Raw genomic sequence first — 21,208 nt, 5'->3', positions numbered from 1 at the left:
AGTTAGATAGTAATGTTAGAAAGGATAGAAGTATATGTCTGATGTGCGTATTTTATTAGTAGATGATGAAGAGTCGATTATAGATATTTTAAGGATTGTTTTGACGAAAGAAGGTTTCCAACATTTATATACTGCTTATGATGGGCAAACAGCAATGCAGTTATGTAAAAAAGTTCAGCCTCATTTAGTCATACTTGATGTCATGCTTCCAGATATGGAAGGTTTTGATGTGTGTCGGGAAATCAGGAAGTTTACGGATATTCCAGTTCTGTTTTTAACAGCTAAAAATGCTGATTTGGATAAACTGATTGGTTTTAGTATGGGAGGAGATGACTATATTACAAAACCATTTAATCCTTTGGAAGTAGCAGCCCGCGTGAAAGCACAGTTGCGTAGAATTCAGAGGGCTCATCTTCCCGAACAAAAAGAAACGAGTATCTATGATTTTGGGCATTTTTGTGTTGATCTTGAGGCGGGGCAGCTTATTGTAGAAGGAAAAGAGGTACCATGTCCAGCGATGGAATTTAAGCTGTTAGCCTTTCTATGCGCTCATCCTAATCAGATTTTTAGTAAACAGCAAATTTACGAGCAGGTGTGGGGAGAAGAAAGTATCGGAGATGATAATACAGTAATGGTTCATATACGGCGAATTCGCGAAAGAATTGAGCCTAACCCAAGTAAGCCCCAATATCTGGTTACAGTAAGAGGCTTGGGATATAAAATTGTTGCAAAACAACGAGGGAAATTATTATGAAAATCTCGATTTGGGGTCGTTTTATTTTAATTATTTTCATGATGGTCGTTTTATATTTTTTCTTGTTTTTCTTTTTTAATATGATTGGCTACGGTTTGGTAAATGGATGGCCATGGGAAAGCAAAGGAGAAATGTATAAAGAAGTATATTCGTTGATGATTAATAAGAGTTCGATCAAAAAGAATCAAGTGAAGGTTCCCCATAAAATGTTGAAGCAGATGAAAAAAGAAGAATGGATGCAAGTTTTAGATGAACAAGGAAATGAAATCTATCAGTATCAAAAACCAGATCATATCCCAAAGCACTACTCATATCTACAGTTGACAGATTTAAAACATAGGAGTATATCAACTGGCTATCAAATATATACATTCGACGCAGAGAAAGAGAAAAAACATTATACCTTTGTATTTGGTTATGCTCCATTCGATACACAATTAGTCAAAAAAGAAACGAAGCTGCATGGGAATCAGGTTCGTATTTCGGAACAAGCTTTACAAGAAATTCATTCAGTAAATGCTTGGTTACAAGTATTAGATGATCGTGGTAATGAGATATTTCAGTATGGTCGCCCATCTCAGTATCCTCGTCATTATAGCCCTGGAGAGTTTATCTATTATGATGAAAAAAACTCTTTAGATAATCATCTTTATTATATGATAGATAAAGTACAAGGAAAGCAGCTCACTTGGGTGATAGGTTTTCGAAAGCCTATCATGGAAAAATATTATCGTAGCTTCGGGATGATGTCGAGTGATATCAACCAGAAAGCGATTTATACAGCTTTTAGTGGGATTATTAGTTTTTTACTATCAATCCTAATTGTTACAATTTTATTTGCTCTTTATTTTACGTCTCCGATGCTACATATTATGCAATGGTTAAAACAGTTGGCTGTAGGAGTGTATGAGGAACCTACTAAAAAGGGAATTCCTCGTAGTATAAGCCGTTTAACTGGTGAACTAAAGCGTTCCTATCGGAATTATTTTGAAGTGATTCAAGCAATGAAATATTTAACTTTTGTATTAAAGAAGAATGACCGAGATCGCCGAAAGCTTGAAAAGACGAGGGAAGAATGGCTTGCAGGTGTCTCTCATGATCTAAAAACTCCTCTTTCCGCAGTAAAAGGATATGCTGATTTGTTGGCAGAACCTCAATATGAGTGGTCTAAGGAAGAAATCCATCAATATGCAGAAGTGATTCGGGAAAAAGCAAATTACATGGAGAATCTAATTAATGATTTAAATCTTACATTCCGTCTGAAAAATGATGCATTGCCATTACAAAGAAAGCCGTTTAACTTAGTAGAACTTGTTCGGAGAGCTGTCATTGGTATTATGAATGATCCACGGGCTGAACAAGTAGAGATTCTTTTTGAAACCGCTAAAGAAACAATTATATATCCTGTGGATGTAAAGTGGTTAAAACGAGCCTTAACCAATTTATTAGTCAACTCTGTGGTTCATAATCCTGCTGGAACTCAGATAGTAGTCAGAATTGAACAAAACCCGGTTGATGATCAAGTCCTTATTATTATCGAAGATAACGGAGTAGGAATGGATCAGAAAACACTTACCCATTTATTTGATAGATACTATCGTGGAACAAATACGAAACACCTAGAAACAGGAACTGGTTTGGGAATGGCCATAGCGGATCAATTGGTAAAGGCACATGACGGACGAATAGAAATTGATAGCACACTGGGGAGAGGAACGAAGATTTGCCTTTGCTTTTCTTTGAAATCACCCTTTGGAGTTCTTAATAAGTAAATTTTACATAAAAACTAAATGAAACTTCGGTTAAACAATGCGGTTTTCCTTTCGGAAAACCGCCAATTGAGAAGACGGTGTCTTTCATGTTAATAATGATGAGTACAAAGGGATAAAGGTATTTTTCATGGAAATATCAGTAGTCTGTTTGTTTAGCATATTTTCTATACTGAAGTATCTTAAACTGTTTAGGAACACTAAGGTATCCACAAGCATACCACCCTTTTTCAGGTTCCCAATGTTTATAAACTTCGATCGCACGATCTAAGACTAAAGCATCTGAATAAACATTTAAATGGATAATTTCCCCTTTAATACGATTTTGTGGGATTCTATTTTTGTTGAGGCGATCTGTATAAATAGAAGCATAGGTAACATAACGTTTGATTTTGCCTTGCGATTTTAAATATAGGAGTGCTCTACCTACATCTGCATGATCTTTATGATAATCATTCATACTCATCCCCTTGTGGAGAGCATTCGGGTATTTTTTTTCAAATGAAATAATAATATTTCGGAGCTTACTTTGATCAAAATTCATATTTTTTAAATGGAAATCATATTGATGATTAGGTTGAACTCCTAGCACCGTAGCAGCGCGATGAAACTCCCTAACACGTGCTTTAGCAAATTCTTCTTTTGTAATCTGCTTTTTTAGTCTTTGATTGATATTATGAAGAGCTTTAGAGACTTCACCTTGAGATAGTAAAATGAGTATGACATTTTTCCCATCTCTAATATCGTTGATAATAGGAACACCAAAAGTTAAGACTTCATCATCTGCATGAGGAACATAATAAATGACTGTATTGGATTCCACATGCTCAGTTTGTGTGTAAGCCGAAGCTCCTTGATCAGACGTAATATAAAAAGTCATTATAAAAAATAATATAGTGGTAACGATCAGTTGAATAATGATCGATTTGGTTTTCAATTTGTTCCTACTCCTCTAACCCTAAGCATTTCTTGTATATCATATCATAATTCCTTTTTAGTCTATACCCAATAATTAGTAAGTTATATTATTTACAATAGAATTATAAATAAATCTGTAATAAACCGTATTAGATATTGGACTTCTAATTTTTCTATGAGCTATCTTGTAAAGCAAAATATAAAAGGGTGTGAAATCAGTAATTTTGCCCTACCACTTATTTGTCAAGGGATATTTTATTATTTTTTGAAACAAAACTATGTCTTTTCCTCTTGACGTAAAGAGAAAACCGATAAATAATATTATTATAATGAGTTTAAAAAGTACCAAATTAGTTTGGACTTTTTTTTTCAATAAAAATGAATGATTGTTCATTCATGCTGATGTAGGAGGAGGAATTGCCTTGATAAAGATAAGAAAAGCAGCTGTTCTCGGTGCTGGAGTTATGGGAGCGGCAATTGCTGGTCATCTGGCGAATGTAGGGATTGAGGCGTATTTATTAGATATCGTTCCTAGAGATTTGTCTGAGGAAGAGAAACAAGATAGAAAAGCAAGAAATCGTTTAGCTCAAGCAGGTAAGGATCGGCTTTTTAAGGAAAAACCTTCTCCACTGTATGATAAAGCCGTTGCTGATCTGATTCATGTAGGTAATTTAGAAGATGATTTAGATCAACTTCGTAACGTTGACTGGATTATTGAAGTTGTTGTAGAAAACTTAAAAATAAAACAGGACTTATTTGAACAAATCGAAAAAATATGGAAGCCAGGTATGATCGTTAGTTCAAATACTTCAGGTATATCAATTAATCAAATGGTTGAAGGACGCTCAGAAGAATTTAAAAAGCACTTTTTAGGTACACACTTTTTTAACCCACCTCGTTATATGAAACTATTAGAAATTATTCCAGGTGAATCGACAGATCCTAAACTTGTTCAGTATATGAAAGCGTTTGCTGAAGAAGTGTTGGGGAAAGGAGTAGTCCTATGTAAGGATACCCCTAATTTTATAGCAAATCGGATTGGAACTTATGGATTACAAGTTACTTTACATGCGATGGAGGAGTTCGACTTAGGTCCTGATGAGATCGATGTGGTTACAGGTCGAGCGATGGGAAGACCGAAAAGTGCTACTTTCCGTACCTTGGATCTAGTAGGTCTCGATACCTATATGCATGTATGTAATAACGTATATGAACATGTTACGGATAAAGAGGAAAAGGAAGTATTTAAAGCATCACCTTTACTTAAAAGAATGGTGGAAAATAATTGGATTGGTAGTAAATCGGGTCAAGGTTTTTATAAGAAAGTAAAGACAGAAAAAGGAAAAGAGATTTTAGCTCTGGATCCTAAAACCTTGGAATACCGTTCACGTAAGAAGTTGAAAGCGAATTCACTAGATCAGGCTAAGCGTGGTAAGACTTTAGCGAAAAAGTTACAAGCACTTATTTATGGAGAAGATACCGCTGGAAAGCTGGCTTGGTATATTACGAAGAAAGTACTTTTATATTCAGCAAATCGCCTTGAGGAGATTGCTAATGATATTGTGAGTATCGACCAAGCGATGAAATGGGGATTTAACTGGGATTTAGGACCTTTTGAGATTTGGGATGCCATTGGGGTTGAGACATCTGTCGCACGGATGCGAGCCGAGGGAGAAAAGATACCGCGTTTGGTAGAAGAATTATTAGCTGCTGGAAAAAGCTCTTTTTATGAAAAAGGAGATAATGGGGTAAAGTTCTTCCACATCGGAGGTCAATTTAGAGAAGTTCAAGAAAATGAAAAAGTGATCAACTTGGCTCAGCTCAAAGCACAAGGTAAGGTCATTAAAGGAAATAGCGGAGCTAGCTTAATCGACTTGGGTGATGATATCGCTTGCCTAGAATTTCATTCTCCTAAACAAGCGATTGGCCCTGAAATTATCACTATGATGAACTATGCAGTCAAAGAAGTCTCAGCGAATTATCGTGGTTTGGTCATCGGGAACCAAGCACCTAATTTTTGTGTTGGAGCCAACTTAATGTTGATGTTAATGGAGGCTCAAGATTACAATTGGCCGGAAATTGATATGATGGTTCGTCAATTCCAAAAAACGATGGGCTCTCTTCGCTATTTAGATAAACCGGTAGTGGCTGCACCATTTGGAATGACTTTAGGTGGTGGTGTAGAAGTATGTTTGCCAGCTGATCGTCTTCAAGCCGCAGCTGAAACATATATGGGACTTGTCGAAGTAGGAGTTGGTTTGATACCAGGTGGAGGAGGAACCAAAGAGTTGCTTTTCCGCTGGATGGATGGTGTGGATCCAAAAGATCGGGTAGCTCTACAACCACTAGTAAATCATGTATTTATGGCAATAGGGCAAGCCAAAGTTTCGACTAGTGCTCTTCATGCACGTAAGTATAAATTCTTGCGTTCATGTGATGGTATTACAGCAAACAGTGATCATCTTCTTTATGATGCAAAGCAGGTTGCGCTCGGCTTAGCGAAGTCTGGTTACAAATCACCACAGCCTATCCGTATACCAGTTGTAGGTGAAACGGGCTATAGCCTTATGAAGTTAGCTGCTCATGATCTTATGCTCTCCGGTTATATATCAGAACATGATTATAAGATTGCAAGTAAATTAGCTTTCGTGTTAGCAGGTGGAAATGTTCCAGAAGGGACAGTTGTTAGCGAAGAATACTTGTTAGATCTGGAGCGTGAGGCCTTCCTAAGCTTAATTGGAGAGCCGAAAACACAAGCGCGTATGCAATATATGTTGGCAAAAGGAAAACCATTACGTAACTAGGTTAGATAAAGGGGGAGAGAGCTATGCGTGAAGCAGTAATTGTTGCAGGAGCAAGAACAGCAGTTGGAAGAGCGCATAAAGGGACTTTGACACAAACCCGTCCAGATGAATTTGGGGCAAAAGTGTTAAGTGACTTACTAAAGCGCGTTCCACAAGTTGATCCAAAGGAAATTGATGATGTGATTATGGGGTGTTCATTTCCTGAAGGCGAGCAAGGAATGAACTTAGCGCGAATTGTAGCACTTAGGGCAGGTTTACCAACGAGTGTTCCTGGAATGACCGTTAATCGGTTTTGTTCATCAGGACTGCAAACCATTGCCATTGCTGCTGAAAAGATCATGACTGGATTTGCGGATGTGATGATCGCAGGTGGCATTGAAAGTATGAGTTTAGTTCCAATGGTTGGTTTTAAAACAGCACCCAATCCCTATTTAGTTGAAAATATGCCTCAAGCATATATGTCAATGGGACATACAGCGGAAGAAGTTGCAAAACGTTACGGTATTTCTCGTGAGGAGCAGGATCAATTTGCTTTAGCAAGCCATCAGAAAGCCTATGCAGCAATTCAAGCAGGCAAGTTTAAAGATGAAATTGTACCGATTGATGTAGTGAATCGATTTGTAGATGAGAGCGGAAAGCTGCAAGAGGTTCGGCAGGTTTTTGATACAGATGAAGGAGTGCGTTCAAATACTTCCTTGGAAGTGCTCGCAAAATTACGCCCAGCTTTTCGTGTAGGTGGATCAGTCACAGCGGGAAATTCTTCACAAACAAGTGACGGTGCTGCCATGGTCATGATCATGTCTCGCCAAAAAGCAGAAGAGCTAGGCGTTAAACCACTTGCTATTTTCCGTGGGTTCACCGTAGGTGGAGTTGATCCAGATATCATGGGTGTAGGCCCAGTTGTTGCGGTACCAAAAGTTTTGGAAAGAACAGGAATCCGCCTACAGGATATTGATTTAATTGAATTAAATGAGGCATTTGCTTCCCAATCATTAGCAGTGATTCGAGAATTAGGCTTTGATCAGGAGATTGTCAATGTGAACGGTGGAGCAATTGCGTTGGGTCATCCACTAGGTTGTTCGGGTGCTAGACTTACCGTTACCATTTTGAACGAGCTTGAGCGCCGACAAAAACGATATGGTCTGATCACCATGTGTGTTGGTGGAGGAATGGGAGCAGCTGGAATTGTAGAACGAATCGCATAATACGTGAAAAATAGCCTTTGAAGATAATGGAGAAATATTTTCGTCACGTAACCAATGTGTCTATCCAAAAAATCTTTTTATAACTGATTACATGGAAAAGGAGAGGTTAGCCATGACAGAAACAAAAAAAGTCAAAGGTGGAGCATTTCTACTTGAAGAAAGTGACATAACCAGTGTATTTACCCCAGAAGATTTTACTGAAGAGCATAAAATGATTGCAAAAACAACAGAAGATTTTGTGAAAGATCAAGTATTACCCGTTTTAGAAGAAATTGAAAATCATCAATTTGAGCATACCGTTCGGCTTCTAAAAGAAGCAGGAGAATTAGGATTGCTCGGAGCAGACGTTCCTGAAGCATATGACGGTTTGGGTTTAGATAAGATTAGCTCTAGTTTAATCACAGAAAAAATTGCAATAGGACGTTCATTTGGACTATCTCATGGTGCCCATGTAGGAATCGGAACACTCCCCATCGTGTTTTTTGGCAATGAAGATCAAAAGAAAAAATATCTCCCAGGACTAGCAACAGGGCAAAAAATCGCTGCTTATGCACTTACAGAACCATCTTCAGGATCTGATGCACTCGGAGCTAAAGCGACTGCCAAGCTAAGTGATTGTGGGAAATATTATATTCTAAATGGTGAAAAACAATGGATTACCAACTCTGGTTTCGCAGATGTTTTTGTGGTATATGCCAAAATTGATGGAGACAAATTTACTGCTTTCATTGTAGAGAGAGATTTCCCAGGTGTATCTGTAGGACCTGAAGAGAAAAAAATGGGGATTAAAGGTTCCTCGACTAGAACATTGATTCTAGAAGATGCACAAGTTCCTGTTGAAAATCTTCTAGGAGAAGTAGGAAAAGGACATAAAATCGCTTTTAATATTTTAAATATCGGTCGTTTTAAATTAGCAGTGGGTACGGTAGGTTCTGCTAAGCGTGCAATCGAAATCTCAGCCCAGTATGCAAATCAACGTAAACAATTTAATATCCCAATTGCTAAGTTTGGATTAATTCGTGAAAAAATTGCTAATATGGCTATTAAAACCTATGCAAATGAAAGCATTGCCTATCGCATTGCTGGTTTGTTTGATGCAGGTCTTGAGGGAGTGGAGAATGCTGAAGGTTCTGTTGTTGCCAATGCGATTGCTGAATATGCTTTAGAGTGTTCTGTTGCCAAGGTATTTGGATCAGAAGTGCTCGATTATGTAGTAGATGAAGGTGTCCAAATCCACGGTGGATATGGATTTATGTCAGAGTATGAGATTGAAAATATGTATCGTGATTCCCGTATCAATCGAATCTTTGAGGGAACCAATGAAATTAATCGTTTATTGATCCCAGTGACCTTAATGCGTAAAGCCATGAAAGGAGAACTTCCATTCTTCCAAGTAGCACAAGATCTACAAGAAGAAATCTTAACACTGATGCCATATATGCCAGATGAAGATGCTCCTGTGCTTGACGCAGAAAAGCATTATGTGGAAAGTGCGAAGAAAATTTTCTTGATGATTGCGGGTCTAGCTATGTTGAAATATGGTGAAGATATTAAGCGTGAACAAGAAATCGTTCGAGATCTTTCAGACATCGTTATTGAAACATTTGCGATGGAAAGTACATTATTACGTACATTAAAAGCGTTAGAGAAAAATGGTGAAGCGAAAGAGCAAATCAAAGTCAATCTTTGTCGTGCCTTTATCTATGAATCGATGCAACGAGTAGATGCAGTAGCTCGCCATGCATTAGCGGCAATGGAAGAAGGAGATACCCTACGTACTCAGCTTTCAATGCTAAAGAAATTTACACGTCTGGAACCAGTCAATGAAGTAGCTTTAAAAAGAACGATCGCGAAACGGATCTTAGAAGTAGAAAAATACGTTGTTTGATTTAGGATTAATCGCTTCGTGAGATGATCTTACAAATATCAGAAATTTTATAGGTATAAAGCTAACCCACTGTTGAGTTTTATAGGATAGAGGGTTAGCTTTTTTCTCCTTTTAAGTAGCTGCATGAATTAGAGCACAAATTTTTTAATTGCTTAGACATCGTATAAATAGATCATGTTAAATAATGGGATCAAAACTATAGATTATTTCTAGAATCAAATTGAATCGCTGTTTGAATCGGATTGAACAATTAAGTGGCATATTCACGTAGCTTTAAGATATTTTCATAAGTCTTTTTATCCGTTTTAAATACAAGTAACCCTGGCTTGATATTGATTTCATATAGCCAAAGGTGTTTATCTGAATCGATTCCAATATCTAGACCAAACTCAGACCATTTTGGGTAGGAATGACTGATAGTTTGTGCTGCTTCTATAGATATTGTGGAAAGTGAATGGATTATTTGCTGAGCTTGGGTTGGATCTAACTTAAGATCTTCTGTAAGTAAGGGAGTTATTTTTTTGGAGATACCACCACTATATGCATTGGTAACAATACTATCTTTTGGAGCTATACGTCCAATAATCCCACCGATTATCCATTCATTATTTGTGCGAATCATATGAACACGAATATCGAAAAGCTTTCCTTCAAAGGTAAAGCTATCAATTCCTTGCTGAATAACATAAGAACGTTTCATTTTAAGTTGGAGTATTTTTTGCCAAAGAGGAAAAACCTTTGTGTATATCCATTTAAGTGGTTCATTTTTTATTTGTAATAGATAAGAACCGTTGGGGTGGCGTGTGATGCGCATAATTCCTTTCCCTTGACAAGAATTATCTGGTTTTAGATAAATGGTAGGGAAAGATCGTAGCATATTTTTTAAATGATATTGAGATAGTCGTTCAATTGTTGGTATATGAGGAGTAAGGAGAGGATTTTTAGCTAATAGTTTTGCGTTATTCATTTTACTAATTACGCTCACTTTTTTCACTTCCTTTATTATAGTTTATTTATATAGATTATGAGTTTGAGAGCGAAATGGAAGTGTGGGTATCCTATAAACCCAAAGAATAGAAAATGGAAACATACCTAGGATACCCATTTGAGCGTGAATCATTATAAATGAATTGAGTAAATTGTCTGTAAATAATATGTTGTGTAGCTAGAATTGAGCGAAATAAAAACCTATTATTGGGGTTTATCATATACTCATTTTGCATACCTCTCTTTGAATAAAAGAATAAAAGTTGTTCGTAAATAAGCCAGCTATCCTTTTGATAGCTGGCTTTATGTTAAGAAATGGATGAGAGTAGGATATTTTTCCGTTTCTTTTTAACAAAACGTTCGATTCGTCGCAAAGCTTCATCTAGCCGATCTAAGGAGGTGGCATAGGAACAACGGATATGTCCCTTCCCACTCGGGCCAAAAACATCTCCAGGTACAACAGCAACACTTTCCTCTTGGATTAGTTCTTCGGCAAAAGTATGTGCATCCATGCCTAAAGGTTGGATGGATGGGAACACATAAAAAGCCCCTTGCGGCTCATGACAAGTTAATCCAATTTCTTGGAAGGCTTTAACAACAAAACGTCTACGTCGATCATATTGTGAAACCATGGCTTCACACTCAGATAATCCATTTTTTAAAGCTTCAAAAGCAGCGATTTGGCTTGTAATGGGTGCACAAAGTGCTGTATATTGATGGATTTTTAGCATAGCTTGTAGTAAAATCTCTGGAGCAGCGACATAGCCTATACGCCATCCAGTCATAGCAAAGGCTTTGGAAAATCCACTAATTAGAATGACATGCTCTTTCATACCAGGGAGTGAAGCTAAAGAGAAGTGATGACCACGATAGGTTAGCTCTGCATAAATTTCATCAGAGATCACCAAAAGATCATGCTTTTTAATTACCTGTGCGATGGGTTCCCAATCCTCTTTACGCATGATAGCCCCTGTAGGATTATTAGGATAACAAAGAATTAATACTTTGCTACGAGGAGAAATGGCTTTTTCTAAATCTTCCGCTCGTAGCTTAAATCCATTTTGTGAAGAAGTAGGGATGGCTATGGCTTTTCCACCAGCCAGTTGGACACACGAAGTATAAGAAACATAGCAAGGTTCAGGAATTAATACTTCGTCTCCATGCGTAATCAAAGTACGCAAGGCAATATCAATTGCTTCACTTGCACCGAAAGTAACTAAAATTTCTGACTGCCCATCATAAGCAAGGGAAAAGCGATCAGATAGATATTGACTTATCTTTTCTAAGAGTTCAGGCATACCTTGGTTTGAAGTATATGAGGTCATTCCTCTTTCGAGCGCATCTACACAAGCTTCCCGAATATGCCATGGCGTAGTAAAGTCTGGCTCTCCTACACCTAGAGAAATAGCATCAGGTTTTGTGTTAACTAGGTCAAAAAAACGCCGGATTCCAGAAGGGGCTAGTTGTTTAACTATTGGGGAAATTTTTTCTTCTAAATTCATGGACTTATCACCAACCGTCGATCTTTATCAGGTTCATCTAAAATGATTCCATCTTCTTTGTATTTTTTTAGAACAAAATGTGTCGTAGTACTTACTACGAAATCAAAAGAAGCCAGCTTTTCTACGAAGCGACCCACTTCTTCCATGGTATCTACTTCTAGAGCCACTGATAAATCGTAGGCACCAGACATCAAATAGACGCTTTGTACTTCGGGAAAAAGATAAATTCGCCTTGCCACGGTATCAAATCCATAACCATGTTGTGGAGTCACTTTTACATCAATTAAGGCATTGACTCTCCTCTTTCCTGCTTTGCGCCAATGAATACTTGCCCCATACTTTAAAATAATCCCTTCATCTTGGAGCTCTTTAATGATTTGCTCTACATTCTCTTTAGACAAGTCTAACATATGTGCGATCTGTTCTGCAGTCAAACGCGCATTTTCTTCCAGCAAGGAGAGGATTTCTAGCCGAAGTGGGTCAGCCATGTGTGATTACACATCCTCCTTATACAAAATCATACACTATTATATAACAATCCCAGTGCAGGGGAAACAAAACGAATTAATACAGTGATATGATTAGTGAAGGATAGCCAATTGGAAAGTAAAGACAGGCTGATAAAAATTGTTTTTGATGAAAAGGAGCATCAACCCCTTTGGATTCGGGAAAAGCTATTAAAGAAGGTTATTTATAAGATGTTCGATTTAATTTGAAGTGAATAATAGAATAAGTTACAATTAGTAAGGAACCATTTATAGGAGGTATATGGAAATGATTTCTTTTAAAAATGAGCCATTTACAAACTTCGGCAAAGAAGAAAATCGTCAGGCTTTTCAAGCGGCATTAAATAAAGTACGTGCTGAGCTTGGAAAAGAATATGATATTATTATTGGTGGCGAGCATATCAAAACTCAGCAAAAAGTGAAATCAATTAACCCATCGAACTTAGATGAAGTAATTGGAATTGTCAATGAAGCTGATATTGACTTGACAGAAAAAGCGATGCAAGTTGCAGCAAAAACTTTTGAAACTTGGAAAAAAGTTGCTCCTGCTGCTCGGGCTCGTGTTTTATTTAAAGCAGCAGCTATTATGCGTCGTAGAAAACATGAGTTTTCCGCATGGATGGTGTTAGAAGCAGGAAAAAGCTGGCCAGAAGCAGATGCAGATACGGCTGAAGCGATTGACTTTATGGAGTTTTATGGACGTGAAATGCTACGTTTAGCTGAACCGCAACCGCTTACACCTATTCCTGGAGAAGATAATGAGCTTACATACATCCCACTAGGTGTCGGGGCGATTATCCCACCGTGGAATTTCCCACTTGCCATTACAGTTGGTATGACAACTTCGGCGATTGTTGCAGGGAATACTGTTGTATTAAAGCCAGCTACCCCAACGAATGTAATCGCTTATAAGTTTATGGAAATTCTTAGAGAAGCTGGTCTGCCTGATGGTGTTGTTAACTATGTACCAGGTCCTGGACCAGAAGTCGGAGAATATATGGTTACACACCCATTAACACGCTTTATTTCATTCACGGGTTCCCGTGCAGTCGGACTTAGAATCAATGAGCTCGCAGCGAAAACAGTTCCAGGTCAAAAATGGATTAAACGTGTTGTAGCTGAAATGGGTGGAAAAGATTCGATTGTAGTAGATAGTGACTCCGATCTTGATCTTGCAGCAGAAGCTATCGTGAAATCGGCATTTGGTTTCTCTGGGCAAAAATGCTCTGCTTGTTCTAGAGTTATCGCTCATCAAGATATCTATGATGAATTGCTAAGTAGTGTGGTTGAAAAAACGAAACAATTAAAAGTAGGCGAAGCGAAAGACCTAGGTATCGATATGGGTCCAGTTGTAGATGATAAAGCATACAATAAGATCCTTGAATATATGGAGATTGGTAAAAAAGAAGGCCGTTTGATGGTTGGTGGTGGAAAAGCAGAAGGAAATGGTTATTTCCTACAACCAACGGTCTTCGCGGATATTGATCCAGAAGCAAGACTCGCACAAGAAGAGATCTTTGGTCCGGTTGTTGCCTTTATTAAAGCAAGAGACTTTGATCATGCTTTGGAAATTGCTAACAATACGGAATATGGATTGACAGGTGCTGTAATTGCACGTGAGCGTGAGAAATTAGAAAAAGCACGTGAAGTATTCCATGTTGGAAACTTGTATTTTAATCGTAAATGTACTGGTGCTCTCGTTGGTGCTCAGCCATTTGGTGGATATAATATGTCTGGAACATGCTCTAAAGCCGGAGGACGTGACTATCTCTTACTCTTCTTGCAACAAAAATTGGTTTCTGAGGCTCTATAACTATAAAAGCTTTAGCCCGTATCACATTATTGAAATGTGGTACGGGCTTCTTATTTTTTACTTCGTTGCGAATCGTTTTTATGTAGGATCGACTTTTATGCCAAACCTTTGAGTTGGAAACGATGAGTGGCTTTTTTATGTAACAACTTCCCCGAAGAAAAAATTATATAATATTTTAAATTTACATTGCTAGTGTAAAAAGTATAATTATTGACATTTTAGTGTATAAAATTTATATTATACTAAAGGATATAATCATCCGATTATATGGTTTATTCGTAAAAGGAGGGGTGGCTTATTATTCAGTTTTCAAATGTAAACAAATATTTCGGAGAATTCCATGTTTTAAAAGATATTAATCTAACAATCGAAGCTGGTGAAGTGGTTGTCATATTAGGTCCAAGTGGATCAGGAAAAAGTACATTGCTTCGATGTATTAACCGCTTAGAAGAGATTTCTTCAGGTGAATTAATAGTAGATGGTTTTAAAGTTCATGAACCAAAAACAAATATCAATTTAATGCGCCAAGAGATCGGTATGGTTTTTCAGCATTTCTATCTCTATCCACATAAAACCGTATTAGAAAATATTACATTGGCTCCAATAAAAGTAAGAAAGATTGAGGAAGGCGCTGCAAAAAAAATGGCGATGGAATTGTTAGAAAAGGTGGGAATTCCTGAAAAGGCCAACTCCTATCCTTCCCAACTATCAGGTGGACAACAACAAAGGGTTGCCATTGCGAGAGGATTGGCTATGAAGCCAAAAATCATGCTGTTTGACGAACCTACTTCTGCTCTTGATCCAGAAATGATCGGTGAAGTTTTAGATGTTATGCGTACTTTAGCCAAAGAAGGAATGACGATGGTTTGTGTTACTCATGAGATGGGTTTTGCACGCGAGGTAGCTGATCGGGTCATATTTATGGACGAAGGCAGAATTTTGGAACAAGAAAGTCCATCACAATTCTTTAAAAATCCTAAAGAAGAAAGAACGAAATTATTTTTAAGTCGTATTTTACAACACTAATGTATTAAAGGAGGATATATATGGCCGTTATAAAGAGGTGGATGGTTGTAGCATTTTCTTTTCTATTAGTCTTTACCATGGCAGCTTGTTCTACCAAAGAAGATAAAGCTGCTGGAGGAGACTTAGAGGCTATCAAGAAGCGTGGTAAGCTAGTAGTGGGGGTAAAGTATGATACTCGACTATTCGGATATAAAGATCCTTCTGATAACCAAGTAAAAGGGTTTGAGATTGACTTAGCAAAAGAGCTAGCTAAAAAACTATTTGGTGATGAAAATAAAGTTGAATTTAAAGAGGTAACATCAAAAACGAGAATTAAAATGTTGACCAGTGGAGATATTGATTTGATTGCAGCTACGATGACTATTACAGAGGAGAGAAAAAAGCAAATTGATTTTTCTCATGTTTACTATTTGGCTGGACAATCACTATTAGTACCAAAGGATAGTGCAATTAAAACAGTAAAAGATGCTAAAGGCAAAAAGGTTTCTACAGCTAAAGGAGCAACCAGTGGTAAAAACCTAGAGAAACATGTACCAGGCGTGATTGTAGAAGAGTACGATAACTATGCAGATGCCTTTACAGCATTAAAAAGTAAAAAAGTAGATGCTGTGACTACAGATGATAGTATCTTACTTGGAATGGCCGAAAGTGATAGTAATTATCATGTTCTCTCAGAGAAATTTACCAAAGAACCCTATGGAATGGGAATTAAAAAAGGAAATGAACAGTTAAAGAAATATGTTAATGATTTTATTGTAGAAATTCAAAAGAACGGTAAATATGCAGAATTATTTAAGAAGTGGTTCAAAAAGGACGCGCCTACAGATTTACCAAAGGAAGCTGTTCTGGAGAACTAAGAATAGCAAATGTACAAGAGAAATATATGAAATACTTTTTAGAATGGGTTTCTCTTAAAGCGCTTTCAAAAGAGAAGCCTATTCTAACCAAAAAGATGAGTCGAAATGGATGGGCTTTATAGGTAGAAGTCCATTTTTTGATCCTTTTAACAGAAGGAAAGGGGTGTGGAAATGGATTTTAGTTTTCTTGAAGTACACAAAGAAGATTTTATAGATGGTTTTTTTACAACATTAAGTGTTAGTTTGGTTGCGCTGGTTTTAAGCTTAATTATTGGAACAATCATGGCTGTATTACGTATTTCGCATAGTAAGATTCTTCGTGGAATTGGAACCGCTTATGTTGAGTTTTTCCGTAATACGCCTATTATTATCCAAGTCTTTTTCTTTTATTTTGGCTTGGCATCCATTCAGATCAATTTATCAAAGTTTATGGTTGGATCACTTGGGCTTGCCTTTTATACGGGGGCATTTATGGCTGAAGCGATTCGCGCAGGAATTCAAGCTGTCCCAAAAGGGCAAATGGAGGCTGCACGTTCTTCTGGATTAACATACATTCAAGCAATGTGGTATGTCATTTTACCACAAGCATTTAAGATGGTTATACCTCCTTTGGGGAATCAGTTTATTAATCTAGTGAAAAACTCCTCGATATTGGCGATTATAGCTGGAACAGATTTACTTTATGCAGCTGATATTGCGATTGCCAATTATGATGTGACTTCTGTCTATGTGTTTGTGGCTTTATTATACTTGGTGATTACGATTCCACTTAGTATCGGTGTGAACTATCTAGAAAAACGTTGGTCTAAACAAGGATAAAAGGGGGGGACATTTGTGGATTTTTCAAGTGTATTGGATCCCACACATTGGTCGGCGTTACTAAGTGGACTAAAAGTAACACTTCTTGTTGCTTTCTCTGCTATTATTTTAAGCTTTATATTTGGTACAATTCTTGGAGTGTTGCGATATACGAGAATTCCGGTTGTATCTCATTTAGCAATTATCTATATCGAAGCGATCCGTAACCTACCATTGCTACTCATTATTTTCTTTGGGTACTTTGCTTTAAAGGATTGGGGAGTACAAATACCGATTGCTCTTTCGGTTATTATTAGTATGACCGTGTTTACCTCTGCTTTGGTTGCTGAAATTGTCCGTAGTGGTCTTAACTCGGTAGACAAAGGGCAGATTGAAGCGGCTCGATCGCAAGGGTTTACTTATACCCAAACATTGTGGTATATAATCATGCCACAAGCCATGAAAAAAATGATTCCACCCATGGTTAGTCAATTTGTTTCTTTATTAAAAGATACTTCGCTTGCAGTGGCTATTTCTTTGCCAGAATTAACACATGCTGCTCAAATTATATATAATTCAAAGTACAATGCTACGATTCCACTGTTAATCTTAGTTTCATTGATTTATTTTGTAATCAATTATTGTCTATCTTTAGCAAGCCGTTATTTGGAAAAAAGATTAGCAGGCTAAAAGAATTGTCTTATTTTATCAATCACGTCTCTTGATGAAGACGTGATTTTTTGTGCGAGTTTGGCATATTTATGTGACAGGTTATGAAAAAGGTAGACTTACTTTCCATGTTTTCGCTATCATCGTGTTAACAGAAAAAGAGCGAAAAGGTAGGGAGTCTATGAAAGATTTGATTATGTCTCTATTAGAATGGCTAATGGATCTCGGTTATTTTGGAATTATGCTTGGATTAATGGTTGAAGTGATTCCAAGTGAGATTGTTTTGGCTTATGGTGGCTTCCTTGTTTATAAAGGAGAAATTACTTTTGTTGGAGCTGTCATTGCAGGAACCATTGGGGGAGTTTTAGCACAGCTATTCCTTTATTGGTTAGGATACTATGGTGGACGCCCATTTTTAGAGAAATATGGTAAATTTATTCTGATCCGTAAGAATCATCTTGATCTTGCAGAAAGTTGGTTTCAACGTTATGGTACGGGGGTAATTTTTGGGGCTAGGTTTATCCCCGTGGTGCGCCATGCCATTTCAATTCCAGCCGGTATCGCTAAGATGGGGTGGCTTCGTTTCACTATTTTGACTACACTAGCAGTAATCCCGTGGTCTATTGCTTTTATATATCTTGGACAAAAGCTGGGGACTCATTGGAATGAAATTGATGAAGTAGCAGGGCCTTACACAACCAAGATCGCTATCGGAATTGGTATTTTACTTATTTTGTATTTCCTCTATAATTGGTTTCAGAAGCGGAAAAAAGAAAAACAAAAGCCATTCTACAATCGGTATTGATTTCCTAAATACGAGAATTCAAAACGTAGTATAATATCAATAGTATATCGCCCGATATAAAGGAGGTGCAGTTCTGATACTTAAATATAGAATGATCAAATTAGTGAACACAAAAAGCGGCTTTTAAAACAGGGCATAGGATCTATATTTAAGTAGCAGATAAAAGCCATGAGCATTGGTGGACTTGAATGGGTTCTTATTTTTGTTGTTGCTTTAATTTTGTTTGGTCCGAAAAAATTGCCAGAACTCGGTCGGGCTGTTGGGAAAAGTATCCGTGAATTTAAGCAGGCAACTAGTGGAATGTTAGATGAAGAAGATAGAAAGCAACCGAAGAAAGAAGAAGCACCCAAAGTATAAAAAGGATGAAGTAAAACTGCTGACTCTTTACAAAGTCAGCAGTTTTTTTATGGACTATTTAACAACAACGACGGATGGTTCCGCCTCCATACTTTTCATCATTGGCTTTACGATGGAATTCTGCTTCACTCATGGGAGTTGCTCCTGGATGATTTTTGTAGAAATGGTCCAAATATTTTTGATAACTTGGAACACCCGCCATCGTATTTAAAAATTCAGCAAATAAACGAAATGGCTTTTTCCAATCTCCCATTTGATCATCCTCCAATGGTAGTTGGTTTATTTGGGATATATTCTGACTCTTTGAGAGGTAATTTTTCATGCTTAATTGTGACTTTATACCAGATTCTAGCAGCATCAATAATAATGATAATAACCAGTATCATGAAGATAGCGGTTAAGACAGCATCTATCTGATTGTTAAATACAATTTGTTTCATCTGTTCCATATTTTTAGCTGGTCCGATGATTTTTCCTGCATCAATAGCGGTTTGATACTTATCAGCAGCTGCGATAAAGCCAATTTTGGGATCAAGATCAAATAGCTTTTGCCAACCCGCAGTCATAGTTACCATTGTAAGCCATACAAGAGGAACGATGGTAACCCAAGAATAAACTTTTTTACCCATTTTAATTAAGATGGTGGTTCCGACAACCAAAGCGACAACTGCTAACATTTGGTTAGCGATACCAAATAATGGCCATAATGTGTTGATTCCACCAAGCGGATCAATGACACCTTGATATAGGAAATATCCCCAACCAGCGACGATAAGCGCACTCGCAAGTAAATTGGCGGGATACCAATCTGTCTTCCCTAATTTAGGTGAAATATGTCCAAGTAGATCTTGGAGAATAAAGCGACCGACTCGCGTTCCAGCATCAATAGTAGTTAAAATGAAAACAGCTTCAAAAAGAATGGCAAAATGATACCAAAAAGCCATAAAAGCTTTTCCACCAATAATATTGGAAAAAATAGTGGCCATTCCAACAGCTAATGTAGGAGCGCCTCCAGTTCTAGATAAAATGGTATTTTCTTCAATGTCATTGGCTAGTTCCTGAAGGTCCTGAGGAGTTACTGTAAAGCCCATCTGAGTAATCTTTGTTGCTGCGGTCGTTACATCAGGACCAATAACTGCTGCTGGACTATTCATGGCAAAGTAGACCCCTGGAGTTAGAACGCAAGCAGCAATTAAAGCCATAATTGCGACAAATGATTCAGTAATCATACCACCATAGCCAATCATACGTGCATGTGATTCGCGGCTAATCATTTTGGGTGTCGTTCCTGAAGAAACAAGGGCATGAAAGCCAGAAATAGAACCACAAGCAATGGTAATAAAGACAAATGGAAAGAGATTACCAGCGAAGACAGGCCCTGTTCCATCGATAAATTTGGTGAAAGCGGGCATTTGAAGATCAGGTAAAACGTAGACAATCCCAATCGCCAGTGCAAAAATAGTTCCAATTTTGAGGAAAGTACTCAGGTAGTCACGTGGTGCCAAGAGTAGCCATACAGGAATAACTGAGGCAATAAAGCCGTAGATGATCATTAACCAAGCAATCATTTCACCATCAAGTGTAAAGATTTGAGATAAAGTAGGATGATCAGCTACATATTTACCCGCCCATAATGAAGCGAATAGTAAGATAAGTCCGATAATGGAGGTTTCCAAAATTCGGTTGGGACGGATAAAGCGCATATAAATCCCCATAAATAAAGCAATTGGAATGGTCATAGCCAAAGTGAATAAGCCCCATGGACTTTCCGCCAAGGCATTCACTACAACTAAGGCGAGTACAGCAAGTAGAATAATCATAATGGCTAGAATAGAAATTAATGCTACAAAGCCACCAACTGGGCCAATTTCTTCTTTAGCGATCTCTCCTAATGACTTTCCATTGCGGCGCATAGAGCCAAATAGGATAATAAAATCTTGTACAGCGCCACCTAAAACCACACCAACGATAATCCATAATGTACCAGGTAGATACCCCATTTGTGCTGCTAGGATAGGACCGACGAGCGGACCAGCGCCAGCTATTGCTGCAAAATGATGACCAAAGAGAAACCATTTGTTGGTAGGAACATAGTCTTTTCCGTCATTATGCACTTCAGCAGGGGTTTTCCTATTGTCATCCAATTCAAACACTTTTTTTGCTATGAAACGGCTATAGAAGCGATAACCTATAGCATAAATACAAACTGCTGCTGTAAGTAACCAAAAAGAGTTAACTGTCTCACCTCGTTGTAAGGCGATTAATGCTAAAGCAATTGCACCAATAGCGGAAATAATTGCCCAAATAACATAAGATAACCACTTTTTCTTCATTCAATTAATCAACCCTTTCTATGATATAGAGAAAGTTAATATTTCATTTTATCATTTATTATACTAGAAAAAATCGAAAAATAAATGACTTTTATTAAATGGTATTAGGTTAAATATTTCTAATAGTATTTTTATAGATATATATTTATTTATTGGTTTTTTTTTGATGAAGTAGGTATATGCATATATAAGACTCTTGAATCGAACGATGTGTTCA

General features: G+C 37.4%; 18 protein-coding genes. 12 read left to right on the top strand and 6 right to left on the bottom strand.

All coding sequences use genetic code 11. The annotated features are described in order from the left end of the window. The first annotated feature begins 34 nt into the window (after nucleotides 1-34). Complete coding sequence (locus DL897_RS08625) at nucleotides 35-754, top strand: response regulator transcription factor (protein WP_113658750.1); 720 nt, start codon at nucleotides 35-37, stop codon at nucleotides 752-754. After that, nucleotides 751-2,526 carry a sensor histidine kinase gene (locus DL897_RS08620; RefSeq protein WP_113658749.1) on the top strand — a complete coding sequence of 592 codons (1,776 nt, stop codon included), beginning with the start codon at nucleotides 751-753 and terminating at the stop codon, nucleotides 2,524-2,526. Before DL897_RS08625 ends, DL897_RS08620 begins: the two co-directional genes overlap by 4 nt. A 136-nt stretch (nucleotides 2,527-2,662) precedes the next feature. On the opposite strand, the gene DL897_RS08615 is transcribed toward DL897_RS08620, so the two are convergent. Next, nucleotides 2,663-3,460, bottom strand: a complete 798-nt coding sequence (locus tag DL897_RS08615) for a PIG-L deacetylase family protein (RefSeq protein WP_113658748.1) — start codon at nucleotides 3,458-3,460, stop codon at nucleotides 2,663-2,665. Between the two features lie 406 nt (nucleotides 3,461-3,866). On the opposite strand from DL897_RS08615, the gene DL897_RS08610 reads away from it, so the two are divergent. From DL897_RS08610 to DL897_RS08600, 3 genes are all read left to right on the top strand, one after another. Beyond that, entirely contained in the window at nucleotides 3,867-6,245 is a 2,379-nt protein-coding gene (locus tag DL897_RS08610; protein ID WP_113658984.1) for a 3-hydroxyacyl-CoA dehydrogenase/enoyl-CoA hydratase family protein, read from the top strand. 23 nt (nucleotides 6,246-6,268) lie between these two features. After that, nucleotides 6,269-7,450: an acetyl-CoA C-acyltransferase gene (locus tag DL897_RS08605; RefSeq protein WP_113658747.1), complete on the top strand. Its 1,182-nt coding sequence runs from the start codon at nucleotides 6,269-6,271 to the stop codon at nucleotides 7,448-7,450. Between the two features lie 112 nt (nucleotides 7,451-7,562). After that, complete coding sequence (locus DL897_RS08600) at nucleotides 7,563-9,338, top strand: acyl-CoA dehydrogenase family protein (protein WP_113658746.1); 1,776 nt, start codon at nucleotides 7,563-7,565, stop codon at nucleotides 9,336-9,338. A gap of 250 nt (nucleotides 9,339-9,588) precedes the next feature. Here DL897_RS08600 and DL897_RS08595 read toward each other — a convergent pair whose 3' ends face one another. The 3 genes from DL897_RS08595 to DL897_RS08585 form a co-directional block, all read right to left on the bottom strand. Continuing rightward, on the bottom strand, nucleotides 9,589-10,323 hold the full coding sequence (locus tag DL897_RS08595; RefSeq protein ID WP_113658745.1) for a YheC/YheD family protein: 735 nt from the start codon (nucleotides 10,321-10,323) through the stop codon (nucleotides 9,589-9,591). Between the two features lie 310 nt (nucleotides 10,324-10,633). After that, the gene (locus DL897_RS08590) at nucleotides 10,634-11,827 is read right to left on the bottom strand and encodes an aminotransferase class I/II-fold pyridoxal phosphate-dependent enzyme (protein ID WP_113658744.1); all 1,194 of its coding nucleotides are present in this window, start codon (nucleotides 11,825-11,827) and stop codon (nucleotides 10,634-10,636) included. Continuing rightward, entirely contained in the window at nucleotides 11,824-12,315 is a 492-nt protein-coding gene (locus tag DL897_RS08585; RefSeq protein WP_113658743.1) for an Lrp/AsnC family transcriptional regulator, read from the bottom strand. The genes DL897_RS08590 and DL897_RS08585 overlap by 4 nt, the downstream gene beginning before the upstream one ends. Nucleotides 12,316-12,601: 286 nt before the next feature. Here DL897_RS08585 and pruA point away from each other — a divergent pair, with 286 nt between their 5' ends. The 7 genes from pruA to DL897_RS08550 all read left to right on the top strand — a co-directional run bounded on the left by pruA (nucleotide 12,602) and on the right by DL897_RS08550 (nucleotide 18,658). Next, nucleotides 12,602-14,146 carry an L-glutamate gamma-semialdehyde dehydrogenase gene (gene pruA / locus DL897_RS08580; protein ID WP_113658742.1) on the top strand — a complete coding sequence of 515 codons (1,545 nt, stop codon included), beginning with the start codon at nucleotides 12,602-12,604 and terminating at the stop codon, nucleotides 14,144-14,146. 297 nt (nucleotides 14,147-14,443) lie between these two features. Then, a complete protein-coding gene (locus DL897_RS08575) occupies nucleotides 14,444-15,172 on the top strand; it encodes an amino acid ABC transporter ATP-binding protein (protein WP_113658741.1) in 729 nt (242 codons plus the stop codon). 20 nt (nucleotides 15,173-15,192) lie between these two features. Next, nucleotides 15,193-16,029 (top strand): glutamate ABC transporter substrate-binding protein, encoded by an 837-nt coding sequence (locus DL897_RS08570; protein ID WP_113658740.1) that lies wholly within the window; start codon nucleotides 15,193-15,195, stop codon nucleotides 16,027-16,029. A 171-nt stretch (nucleotides 16,030-16,200) separates the two neighbouring features. After that, nucleotides 16,201-16,848, top strand: a complete 648-nt coding sequence (locus tag DL897_RS08565; RefSeq protein ID WP_113658739.1) for an amino acid ABC transporter permease — start codon at nucleotides 16,201-16,203, stop codon at nucleotides 16,846-16,848. Nucleotides 16,849-16,863: 15 nt separating this feature from the next. Further along, nucleotides 16,864-17,517 carry an amino acid ABC transporter permease gene (locus DL897_RS08560; RefSeq protein WP_113658738.1) on the top strand — a complete coding sequence of 218 codons (654 nt, stop codon included), beginning with the start codon at nucleotides 16,864-16,866 and terminating at the stop codon, nucleotides 17,515-17,517. A 160-nt stretch (nucleotides 17,518-17,677) separates the two neighbouring features. Then, nucleotides 17,678-18,301 (top strand): undecaprenyl phosphate transporter UptA, encoded by a 624-nt coding sequence (gene uptA, locus DL897_RS08555; protein ID WP_113658983.1) that lies wholly within the window; start codon nucleotides 17,678-17,680, stop codon nucleotides 18,299-18,301. A gap of 168 nt (nucleotides 18,302-18,469) precedes the next feature. After that, on the top strand, nucleotides 18,470-18,658 hold the full coding sequence (locus DL897_RS08550) for a twin-arginine translocase TatA/TatE family subunit (RefSeq protein ID WP_113658737.1): 189 nt from the start codon (nucleotides 18,470-18,472) through the stop codon (nucleotides 18,656-18,658). Nucleotides 18,659-18,716: 58 nt separating this feature from the next. Here the strand turns inward: DL897_RS08550 and DL897_RS08545 are convergent, their stop codons facing one another. Then, complete coding sequence (locus tag DL897_RS08545; protein WP_113658736.1) at nucleotides 18,717-18,911, bottom strand: YbdD/YjiX family protein; 195 nt, start codon at nucleotides 18,909-18,911, stop codon at nucleotides 18,717-18,719. A 4-nt stretch (nucleotides 18,912-18,915) separates the two neighbouring features. Next, nucleotides 18,916-20,991: a carbon starvation CstA family protein gene (locus tag DL897_RS08540; RefSeq protein WP_113658735.1), complete on the bottom strand. Its 2,076-nt coding sequence runs from the start codon at nucleotides 20,989-20,991 to the stop codon at nucleotides 18,916-18,918. Between the last annotated feature and the right edge of the window lie 217 nt (nucleotides 20,992-21,208).

Source organism: Thermoflavimicrobium daqui, from assembly GCF_003313465.1.
Classification (GTDB): domain Bacteria; phylum Bacillota; class Bacilli; order Thermoactinomycetales; family Thermoactinomycetaceae; genus Thermoflavimicrobium; species Thermoflavimicrobium daqui.
Note: the sequence above shows the minus strand (reverse complement) of the source record. Positions and strands in the feature narration are given on the sequence as shown.

What these genes read in the sequence shown, in the direction of transcription:
- DL897_RS08600 (WP_113658746.1), top strand. Translation starts at nt 7,563, where the DNA reads ATGACAGAAACAAAAAAAGTCAAAGGTGGAGCATTTCTACTTGAAGAA.
- DL897_RS08590 (WP_113658744.1), bottom strand. Translation starts at nt 11,827, where the DNA reads ATGAATTTAGAAGAAAAAATTTCCCCAATAGTTAAACAACTAGCCCCT.
- DL897_RS08565 (WP_113658739.1), top strand. Translation starts at nt 16,201, where the DNA reads ATGGATTTTAGTTTTCTTGAAGTACACAAAGAAGATTTTATAGATGGT.
- pruA (WP_113658742.1), top strand. Translation starts at nt 12,602, where the DNA reads ATGATTTCTTTTAAAAATGAGCCATTTACAAACTTCGGCAAAGAAGAA.
- DL897_RS08620 (WP_113658749.1), top strand. Translation starts at nt 751, where the DNA reads ATGAAAATCTCGATTTGGGGTCGTTTTATTTTAATTATTTTCATGATG.
- DL897_RS08625 (WP_113658750.1), top strand. Translation starts at nt 35, where the DNA reads ATGTCTGATGTGCGTATTTTATTAGTAGATGATGAAGAGTCGATTATA.
- DL897_RS08550 (WP_113658737.1), top strand. Translation starts at nt 18,470, where the DNA reads ATGAGCATTGGTGGACTTGAATGGGTTCTTATTTTTGTTGTTGCTTTA.
- uptA (WP_113658983.1), top strand. Translation starts at nt 17,678, where the DNA reads ATGAAAGATTTGATTATGTCTCTATTAGAATGGCTAATGGATCTCGGT.
- DL897_RS08540 (WP_113658735.1), bottom strand. Translation starts at nt 20,991, where the DNA reads ATGAAGAAAAAGTGGTTATCTTATGTTATTTGGGCAATTATTTCCGCT.
- DL897_RS08605 (WP_113658747.1), top strand. Translation starts at nt 6,269, where the DNA reads ATGCGTGAAGCAGTAATTGTTGCAGGAGCAAGAACAGCAGTTGGAAGA.
- DL897_RS08585 (WP_113658743.1), bottom strand. Translation starts at nt 12,315, where the DNA reads ATGGCTGACCCACTTCGGCTAGAAATCCTCTCCTTGCTGGAAGAAAAT.
- DL897_RS08545 (WP_113658736.1), bottom strand. Translation starts at nt 18,911, where the DNA reads ATGGGAGATTGGAAAAAGCCATTTCGTTTATTTGCTGAATTTTTAAAT.
- DL897_RS08570 (WP_113658740.1), top strand. Translation starts at nt 15,193, where the DNA reads ATGGCCGTTATAAAGAGGTGGATGGTTGTAGCATTTTCTTTTCTATTA.